The organism is Bariatricus sp. SGI.161, from assembly GCF_050313695.1.
In the GTDB taxonomy this organism is placed as follows: Bacteria; Bacillota; Clostridia; order Lachnospirales; family Lachnospiraceae; genus JAFBIX01.
Genome location: NZ_JBNPLX010000051.1, coordinates 1 through 9,516, shown reverse-complemented (window position 1 = coordinate 9,516; position 9,516 = coordinate 1). Strand labels below are relative to the sequence as shown.

8 protein-coding genes are annotated in these 9,516 nt (G+C 39.4%); 2 read left to right on the top strand and 6 right to left on the bottom strand.

Annotated features, from left to right (window positions below; genetic code table 11):
• A partial coding sequence (locus ACQRBH_RS16735) for an adenylosuccinate synthase (protein ID WP_427762593.1) occupies positions 1–1,271 on the bottom strand: 1,271 nt, incomplete at its 3' end.
• Positions 1,272–1,408: 137 nt separating this feature from the next.
• Positions 1,409–2,971 carry a cardiolipin synthase gene (cls, locus tag ACQRBH_RS16730; protein WP_427762591.1) on the bottom strand — a complete coding sequence of 521 codons (1,563 nt, stop codon included), beginning with the start codon at positions 2,969–2,971 and terminating at the stop codon, positions 1,409–1,411.
• A 169-nt stretch (positions 2,972–3,140) separates the two neighbouring features.
• Here cls and ACQRBH_RS16725 point away from each other — a divergent pair, with 169 nt between their 5' ends.
• Both ACQRBH_RS16725 and ACQRBH_RS16720 read left to right on the top strand, forming a co-directional pair.
• Positions 3,141–3,443 carry a hypothetical protein gene (locus ACQRBH_RS16725; protein ID WP_427762589.1) on the top strand — a complete coding sequence of 101 codons (303 nt, stop codon included), beginning with the start codon at positions 3,141–3,143 and terminating at the stop codon, positions 3,441–3,443.
• Positions 3,444–3,567: 124 nt separating this feature from the next.
• Entirely contained in the window at positions 3,568–4,236 is a 669-nt protein-coding gene (locus ACQRBH_RS16720) for a YczE/YyaS/YitT family protein (protein ID WP_235234020.1), read from the top strand.
• Here ACQRBH_RS16720 and ACQRBH_RS16715 read toward each other — a convergent pair.
• From ACQRBH_RS16715 to ACQRBH_RS16700, 4 genes are all read right to left on the bottom strand, one after another.
• Positions 4,213–5,610 carry a PLP-dependent aminotransferase family protein gene (locus ACQRBH_RS16715; RefSeq protein ID WP_427762588.1) on the bottom strand — a complete coding sequence of 466 codons (1,398 nt, stop codon included), beginning with the start codon at positions 5,608–5,610 and terminating at the stop codon, positions 4,213–4,215. The genes ACQRBH_RS16720 and ACQRBH_RS16715 overlap by 24 nt on opposite strands.
• A gap of 25 nt (positions 5,611–5,635) precedes the next feature.
• Positions 5,636–7,303 (bottom strand): glutamine--tRNA ligase/YqeY domain fusion protein, encoded by a 1,668-nt coding sequence (locus ACQRBH_RS16710; protein WP_427762586.1) that lies wholly within the window; start codon positions 7,301–7,303, stop codon positions 5,636–5,638.
• A 91-nt stretch (positions 7,304–7,394) separates the two neighbouring features.
• Positions 7,395–8,093, bottom strand: coding sequence for an NUDIX hydrolase (locus ACQRBH_RS16705; RefSeq protein ID WP_347376688.1), 699 nt, complete (start codon positions 8,091–8,093; stop codon positions 7,395–7,397).
• Between the two features lie 33 nt (positions 8,094–8,126).
• Entirely contained in the window at positions 8,127–9,416 is a 1,290-nt protein-coding gene (locus ACQRBH_RS16700; protein WP_427762594.1) for an MATE family efflux transporter, read from the bottom strand.
• Positions 9,417–9,516 lie beyond the last annotated feature (100 nt).

The following is a 9,516-nucleotide window of genomic DNA, read 5'->3' as shown; positions in this document are numbered from 1 at the left end:
CTATAGATGATATCTTCTCTTCCTGGTCCATTAGAAACCATTGTAATCGGATATCCTATCTGTTCTTCTACAAATTCGATATACTTACGGCAGTTTTCTGGCAGATCTTCATATTTCTTAATTCCACGGATATCGCATTTCCATCCTGGAAGTGTCTTTAAGACTGGTTTTGCCTTTTCCAATAAGTGTGTCGTTGGGAATTCTGTAGTCACTTCTCCGTCAATCTCATAACCAACACATACTGGAATCTCATCCAGATATCCCAAAACATCCAATACGGTAAACGCTACATCTGTTGTTCCTTGCATTCTGCATCCATATTTAGATGCCACACAGTCAAACCAACCCATTCTTCTTGGACGCCCAGTTGTTGCACCGAACTCTCCGCCGTCACCGCCACGACGTCTCAGTTCATCTGCTTCTTCTCCAAAAATCTCACTTACAAAGGCACCTGCTCCTACAGCGCTTGAATATGCTTTACATACTGTAATTACCTTTTTAATCTCATATGGAGGAATTCCAGCGCCGATTGCACCATATGCAGCCAATGTAGAAGAAGATGTAACCATTGGATAGATTCCATGATCTGGATCCTTCAGGGATCCGAGCTGACCTTCTAAGAGAATCTCTTTTCCTTCTTTTAAGGCATTGTGAAGATAGAGAGAGGTATCACATACATATGGCTCTACCATCTTCTTGTATTCTTGTAATTCATTATAAAGATCGTCAGGATTGATTGTTGGTTTGTGGTACAGGTGCTCTAAGAGAACATTCTTCTGCTCTGCAACTCTTTTAACTTTCTCTTTCAATAACTCGTCATCAAAAAGTTCACTTACCTGGAAACCAATCTTTGCATATTTATCAGAATAAAATGGTGCAATTCCCGATTTGGTTGATCCGAAGGATTTTCCTCCCAATCTTTCCTCTTCATATGCATCAAAATTCTTATGATATGACATCACCATCTGAGCACGGTCAGACACAAGAATCTTCGGCATCGGAACATTTCTGTCAACAATAGACTGGATCTCTTTAAAAAGGACCGGAACATCTAATGCCACACCATTTCCTATAATACTGGTAGTATGACCATAGAATACGCCTGATGGCAAAGTATGCAATGCAAATTTTCCATAATCATTAATAATGGTATGTCCTGCATTAGCACCTCCCTGAAATCTTACGATAATATCTGCCTTCTCAGCAAGCATATCCGTAATCTTACCTTTTCCTTCATCTCCCCAGTTAGCACCAACTACTGCTTTAACCATATCAATTCCTCCTGCGTTATTAACATAACTTATCATTCTTATCAAGTATTCCTAATGGAACCACTTATGAATTATACTATATTTTCCCGCTTCTGTAAAATGCATTTTCAACGATTCTTCAATATTTTTCCTCACTTTTACATCAGAGGCGCGACAAGACGAAGAACCTGCCCTGTAATTTTTGAAAATGTACTTCGATTCTTTACTTCTATCAATGTCACCTTATGACATTTTGTCAGAGTATGCTGGAAATCACGTTCGATTTTATCTATTTCTGAATTGTTATAAATAAACGTACCACATTCAAAATGTAAATATAAACTCCGATAATCCAGGTTAATAGTTCCTACCGTTGCAGTGTCATCATCTGAGACGAACACTTTGGCATGAACAAACCCAGGAGTATACTCATAGATCTGCACGCCTCCCTCAATCAATTCTTTATAAAATGTCTGTGCAACCACAAATGCATACCATTTGTCCGGGATGTGAGGCATAATGATAATCACTTCTATTCCACTCTTTGCCGCACGCAAAAGTGTCGTTATCATCTCATTATCCAGGATTAGATAAGGGGTCATGATATGAACATATTTTTTTGCATGATTCAGAATATGAAAATATACCTCTTCTCCTACATTTTCATTGTCAAACGGACTGTCAGCATAAGGAATTACATATCCCATCTCACGATGAAGTCCCTTTCGCTTTGGCGTCAGATAATTTTCATATTCATCTTTCCGACGCTCGTCCACATTCCACATCTGTAAAAATATCATGGTCAGGCTCTGTACGGCATCTCCTCTTAACATAATTGCAGTATCCTTCCAATGCCCAAACCTTACTTTTTTATTGATATATTCATCTCCAAGATTAATTCCACCAGTAAATCCTACCTTCCCATCAATCACACAGATTTTTCGGTGATCCCTGTTATTCTGTGTCGTCGATAAGAAAGGCTTTACTGCATTTACCATCTTACATTTGATTCCATATTTTTTCAAATAAGTCGGATAGTTATAAGGAAGCATGGAAATTGCGCACATGCCATCATACATGAACCGTACTTCAACACCCTCTTTCACTTTTTCCTTCAGAATATCCAGGATGGTTCCCCACATGTAACCTTCCTCTACAATAAAATATTCCATAAAGATATATTTTTTTGCTTTTTTTAATTCTGCAGTCAGATACTTGAACTTATACTCTCCAAGTGGAAAATACTTCACCTCTGTATTGCGATAGGTAGGAAAGCCCAGCTGATTAGACAGATAATAAGACAACTGTGCATTAGCGGATTTGCTTGCCCAGATAGCCCCTAATGTATCCTGATCCTGCTGCATATATGGATCTGTCTCAATCTTCAATACCGCTAAACGATCCTGGAGGAATCTCGTTCCCACCTGCATTTGTACATAAATATAAAATACCGTTCCTATCAGAGGAAAAGTCAGTACACACAGTATCCACGTCATTTTAAAAGCCGGATTCCCTTTGGAATTAATGATGTACACAATAACAATGACTTCCAGAACCAGAATAATTCCATAGACATATGGCGCATACGCTTCTACCCGAAAAATAAATTCTACAAAAAACAGAATCTGCAATAGAAGCAAAAGCAGTATGATTCCTGTTCTGCTGAATATAATACGGAACAAACCTTTCTTTGCTGTACCTGCTGTCTGATTTTTACTCATAATTCTTGCTTTCTCCTTCTGCTGTCATTCGCATATGTTACAGTGTAACACACATTTATGAAATTTGTATTACAATATTATTTATATTTTATATTAATTTTAGAGGAAAATTGCCAAAAACTGTGGTATGATATATTCAATAACAGATTTGAAAGGAGTTATAACAATCATGAAGAATTGGGGCAAAAAACTATTAGGTCTGGCTGCTGTCAGCAGTGCCGCTGCAGGCCTTATATATTATTTAAAGAAAAAAGATATCAACGAGGATGATGAATTTGCCGATGATTTTGAAGATGAAGATTTTGATCTTGACAGTGATTTAAAACCGGTGACAGACCGTGAATATGTTTCTTTAAATCCATCTGATAAATCAGTCAAAGAAGAGACTGTTGAGACAGTCCCTGAAGATGAAGCTCCTGCTGAAGAAAAAGCTGAAGGTACTGATACGGAAGAATCAACGGAAGAAGCATAGATTGTAAAAAGAATACAATTAAAGTGCGTAAGTTACTGATAACAAGACTTACGCACTTTATTTTTATTTTAAGATACGATATACTAAACAAAAAGAAATCCAATACTAAGTTTAGGGGAATATTATGTTTAAAAACTATAAAATAAATTTATTAAAAATAATCATTCTGATGGTAGGACTGACGATTGCCCATCTGGGGGTCACTTTGTTCCTCCTTACAAATCTCGGTTCTGACCCCTATAATGTGCTGGTGCAGGGAGTCTATCGTACATTGTCTAATCTGACAGGATGGGAATTTTTAACTCACGGACGTGTCCATATCGCTCTTTGCTTCCTGATTATTCTGATTCTTCTGGCAACAGACAAAACCTATATTAAAATAGGCACCGTTCTTTGTATGATTTTTGGAGGACCTATTATAGATATATTTACACTCATCCTAAAACCAGTGGTAACGGAAAGCAGTCCCCTCGCATATAAGCTTATTATTCTCGCACTGGGATGTGTGATATTGGCTTATGGTATGACTATTGTAATCAAATCCGACGCAGGAACTGGTCCTAACGACCTGGTTGCCGTTGTAATCAGTGATAAGACAAAACAAAGTTTCGGAATCGTACGTGTCATAACAGATATTTCCTTTGTCCTTGCAGGATTCCTATTGGGAGGTTCAGTTGGACTCGGAACTGTGATCTGTGCTGCCTGTGTAGGACCTGTAGCTAATATTTTCCTTCCAATTAATGAAAAACTTATTCAAAAGGTATATATACTATTTTTTCCAACAGCAATTTAATATCTGAACTGCCTCTCGAATCTGTTCCTCCGAAAGGTTCGCGTATCCTAACAATATGGTGGCATTTCCTTCATATTTTTCCTGAATACAATAATCCGAAAGCCCATAGACACGAATATCTTCCGCTTCTGCCCGTTGAATCAATTCTTCTTCTGACATTCCGTTATGGAAAGTCAGAAGAAGGTGAACCCCCGCATGTTCTCCTGATATCTTACAGATATCCATCATTGGACGTAATCCTTCAATTAGCACATCATGTCTGCTCTTATACAATGCTCTTGTTTTATTCAGATGCCGTTCATAATACCCTTCCTCTATAAATTTCTGCACGATCATCTGATCCACCTTAGAAACGGTAGAATTAACAAACCGGCTCTTTTGATCATACACTTCCAGCAATGGCTTCGGAAGAACCATATAACTAAGACGGATAGCCGGAGCAATGGATTTGGAAAATGTTCCAAGATAGATAACCTTATCTTCACCATCATATCCCTGAAGTGCAGGAATCGGTTTCCCTTTATAACGGAATTCACTATCGTAATCATCTTCTATGATATATCTTCCTTCTTCCTGAGAAGCCCAGCGCAGAAGTTCCAGCCGTCGTTTGAGCGGCATGATAACTCCTGTAGGATATTGATGAGATGGTGTTACATAGGCAATGTCTGCCCCGGACTTTTCTAATTCAGATACTTTCATACCATTCTTATCCATTGGTACCGGAGCCGTCTCATAAGACAGGCTTCTGACCATTCGGTATGCCTGTTTATAAGTGGGGTCTTCAAACGCAATTCGATGATGAATCCCTAATATCGTACTGAGCAGCATAAGAATATAGTCACTACCTGCTCCAATGATAATCTGATCTGGTGTGCAGTTAACTCCTCGCGCCTGATACAGATAATTGCAGATTGCATTGCGGAACCCATACTCTCCTTGTGAATCTCCCGCTCTGAATAATTCAGTTTTATCATCCATCAGAATATCTTTTGACAATTTTCTCCATGCATTATATGGGAAACTTTTCAAATCTACTCCATTGGGAGTAAAATCATATTTATACTTTTTCTTTTCTTTATATATCTTTGCAGATGTAATCTTTCCTTTCTGAAGATGATATAACTCTTCAATCTGCGCCACAAAAAATCCCCGATAAGGTTCCGACTCAATATATCCTTCTGACAACAATTGCTCATAGGCAAGTTCCACCGTACTTCTGCTTATTTCCAGATGCTTTGCCAGTGCTCTGGTAGATGGCAACTTCTCTCCATATGCAATTTTTCCATTTTGAATATCCGACTTGATATAATTGTAGATTTGCTCATACAGAGGAATCTTTGAATGCGTTTTCAGGTTCATGGTTAATTCATTCATAAGGCAACTCCATCATTACCGTTTCTTATTTTGGCAATTTAAAAGAGCTCTTTAAAGACACAATTCGGTTAAATACCAAGTCATCCGGTGTTGAGTCCTTGGAATCGATACAGAAGTATCCATTTCTTACGAACTGGAAACTATCGCAGCCCTTTGCCTCTGCAAAACTGTCTTCTACATAACAATTTTTACGGACTTCAAGTGAATTCGGATTCAAATTCAACGAACCATCTTCTTTATTGTAAACTCCCTTTTCCTCATCAATCAAATTCTCATACAGACGAACTTCTGCCTGCTTTGCATATGGCGCAGCCACCCAGTGGATCGTTCCTTTGACTTTTCTTCCAGTAAATCCAGTACCACATTTCGTCTCAGGATCATAAGTACAATGTACCACAGTTACATTACCATCTGCATCCGTCTCATAGCTTTCACATTTTACAAAATATGCGTGCATCAGACGGACTTCATTTCCGGGGAAGAGTCGGAAGTATTTCTTCGGAGGCTCGATCATAAAGTCATCGCGCTCTATATACAGTTCGCGGCAAAACGGAACTTTACGTGCTCCAAGCTCCGGGTTTTCCATATTATTATCAACATCCAGATATTCCTCTTCTCCCTCTGGATAATTATCAATCACAAGTTTGATTGGATCTAACACTGCCATCATACGAGGCTTCTTCAACTTAAGATCCTCACGAATACAGTATTCCAGCATTGCATAATCAACAGAGCTCTGACTCTTGGATACCCCGCACATCTCAACAAACATTTTGATGGATTCCGGAGTAAATCCTCTTCTTCTCAATGCTGCGATAGAGACCAGTCTTGGATCATCCCAACCATCTACAATACCATCCATAACCAATTTCTTAATATATCTCTTACCGGTTACCACATTCGTCAAATATAATTTGGAAAATTCAATCTGGCGCGGTGCAGGATCAAACTCGCATTCTCTTACTACCCAGTCATACAGCGGTCTGTGATCTTCGAATTCCAATGTACAGATAGAATGTGTAATCTTTTCCACAGCATCTTCAATCGGATGTGCAAAATCATACATTGGATAAATACACCATTTATCACCTGTATTGTGGTGAGTCATGTGTGCAACACGGTAGATGACCGGATCACGCATATTGATGTTCGGAGATGCCATATCAATCTTCGCACGAAGAACTCTCTCACCATCTTTACATTTTCCGTCTCTCATTTCTTCGAACAATCGCAGATTTTCTTCTACGGAGCGTTCACGATATGGACTATTCTTTCCTGGCTCTGTCAGTGTTCCACGATATTCGCGAATCTCTTCTGCAGTCAGATCGCAGACATATGCTTTTCCCTTCTTGATCAGCTTAATAGCACACTCATACATAACATCAAAATAATCGGAAGCAAAATACAGATGTTCCTTCCAATCTGCTCCCAGCCACTTTACATCTTCCTTGATAGACTCTACAAATTCCATATCTTCTTTCATTGGATTTGTATCATCAAATCGAAGATGAAAAGTTCCATTGTATTTCTGTGCTAATCCATAATTCAAAAGAATGGATTTCGCATGTCCAATATGCAGATATCCATTCGGTTCAGGCGGAAATCTTGTGCATACCTCTGTATAAACTCCTTCCGCCAGATCTTTATCTATTTCCTGTTCAATAAAATTTTTTGAAACTGTTTCTTCTCCCATGGGGCTCCTCCTTGTAGATACTTACATTATGCACATTATCTTATCATAAAAAATATGGTGAAACAAGGTAGATTCCACCGTTTTCAGCAGTTTACAGACGATTTTTCAACAATACGAGAGCATGGACAATGATCGCTGCATGATCAGCCGCCAGCGTTCCCATCTCTTTCACCTGGAATTTCTGTTCTCTTATTAACCCTGTCACTACTGTCTGTTCTACAAGCGCCGTTGTATCCAGATGACGGCTTTTGTTCCGGATCCGAAGTGTATACAGATTCTTCTCACAATCCCTTGTCCATTCTGTCTGAGTCATCTCCAGGCCTACCTCACACCATACTGCATCTGCCGCATCGTCTCCGGCTTGTACCTTTACATCTTTCTCATCAACCAAAGACATATATGCCGTAGTAATCACACGGGCACGAGGATCCCGATCATAATCTCCGTAAGTTGCAATCTGTTCCATCACAAGTCCCTTGACACCAGTCTCCTCTTCCAGTTCTCTTCTGGCTGTGTCATCCAGATCTTCCTTTATATTGATAAATCCTCCCGGCAATGCCCAATAACCAATACTTGGATGATTACTTCTCTTAACCAGCAGAAGTTTCAACCCTTCCAGACCTTTCTCTAATTTTCCCGAGTGCGCAAATATGACTGCATCTGTAGTACAGCTCGGTGTCTGATAACGATATGGATCGTATTCTTCCAAAAATTCTTCCAACGTTTTTCCATCCGCATTTTTCTCGCCCGTCCCCTGAAATTTTGACAAGTCACTTAAAAATGATGGCATCTCTATCTCCTCCTTTTACTTCTGATATATGAATCATGCTGCTTTTTTCGGCATCCATCTTCCCTTCCATGCATAGAGCAAAATCAATATCATACCAACCATCCAAGACAATGGATACACAACCATAACATAAGAAAATTGATGTGCAATTGACAAAGCCGCTGTAATCCAAATGACACGGAACACACATAGTGAAAACAGAATCACTAACATAGGTTCCAGCGTATGACCTGTCCCTCGGATAGTCCCGGACAATACATGGAGAATTGCCAAAGACCAGTAAAACGGACAGAAAAACTTCATAATATAAACTCCATATGTCACAACTTCCTGGTTGTCTGTAAAAACACCTATTACCTGTGGTGCAAAAATCAGCAGAAGAATTCCTGTCGCTATCGTGTAGATAATTCCCATCGCCAGAGAAACATACATTCCTCTCTTCACCCGATCATATTTTCCCGCTCCAATATTCTGACCAGTAAATGTTGTTGCCGCCGTGCTAAAGCTCATAACCGGAAGAATATTAAATCCGTCTATTTTAATGTAAGCCGCAAATCCAGCCATCGCAGCCGCACCAAAACTATTTACACTGGACTGAACAAGCACGTTTGAAAATGAAATCACGACATGCTGAATTCCTGTTGGAAGTCCAATCTTAATAATCTTAGATGGCATCCGCTCATAAAATCGGATTTCTCTCAGGCGCACACGATATATTTCCTGACTCCTCGTTAAAAACAAAAGAATAAAAATACAAGAAAGCAGCTGACTGATGTCGGTCGCCAAGGCCGCACCGACAATTCCCATTTTTAAGACCACGACCAGTAAAAGATCCAGAAATATATTGGATACAGCAGCAATCATTAAATAGATCAAGGAGCGTCTGGAATTACCTACTGCATTCAAGATTCCTGCTGACATATTATAGATAACAGAGAAAAAAATCCCCCCAAAGTATACTTGTAGATATGTCACTGCCTGTCCAAATACTTCTTCTGGCGTCCCCATCGCCTTTAACAAAAATGGAACCAAAAGAATCCCCACTACTGTCATGACAACACCTGCTGCAATCGCAATTGCAAGCGTTGTATGTACTGCTTTTCTGACACCCTCTTTATCCTGCGCACCAAAAAACTGTGCAATGACTACTCCCGCCCCCGCGGACGCTCCTACACAGAATCCAATCAGCAGATTAATGATACTTCCACTTGATCCTACCGCCGCAAGTGCTTCACTTCCAATATAATTTCCCACAATGATTGAGTCCACTGTATTGTATAACTGCTGAAATAAATTCCCTAAAATCAGCGGTATAGAATACATCAGAAGCTTCTTACATATAGATCCTTCTGTCATAATCGTTGTTTTCTTCATTTTCTGTTCCCTCTTTCCCACATACCAAAGAAAACCCTTGATATCAATC

What these genes read in the sequence shown, in the direction of transcription:
- ACQRBH_RS16725 (WP_427762589.1), top strand. Translation starts at nt 3,141, where the DNA reads ATGAAGAATTGGGGCAAAAAACTATTAGGTCTGGCTGCTGTCAGCAGT.
- ACQRBH_RS16710 (WP_427762586.1), bottom strand. Translation starts at nt 7,303, where the DNA reads ATGGGAGAAGAAACAGTTTCAAAAAATTTTATTGAACAGGAAATAGAT.
- ACQRBH_RS16715 (WP_427762588.1), bottom strand. Translation starts at nt 5,610, where the DNA reads ATGAATGAATTAACCATGAACCTGAAAACGCATTCAAAGATTCCTCTG.
- ACQRBH_RS16700 (WP_427762594.1), bottom strand. Translation starts at nt 9,416, where the DNA reads ATGTATTCTATACCGCTGATTTTAGGGAATTTATTTCAGCAGTTATAC.
- ACQRBH_RS16705 (WP_347376688.1), bottom strand. Translation starts at nt 8,093, where the DNA reads ATGCCATCATTTTTAAGTGACTTGTCAAAATTTCAGGGGACGGGCGAG.
- ACQRBH_RS16720 (WP_235234020.1), top strand. Translation starts at nt 3,568, where the DNA reads ATGTTTAAAAACTATAAAATAAATTTATTAAAAATAATCATTCTGATG.
- cls (WP_427762591.1), bottom strand. Translation starts at nt 2,971, where the DNA reads ATGAGTAAAAATCAGACAGCAGGTACAGCAAAGAAAGGTTTGTTCCGT.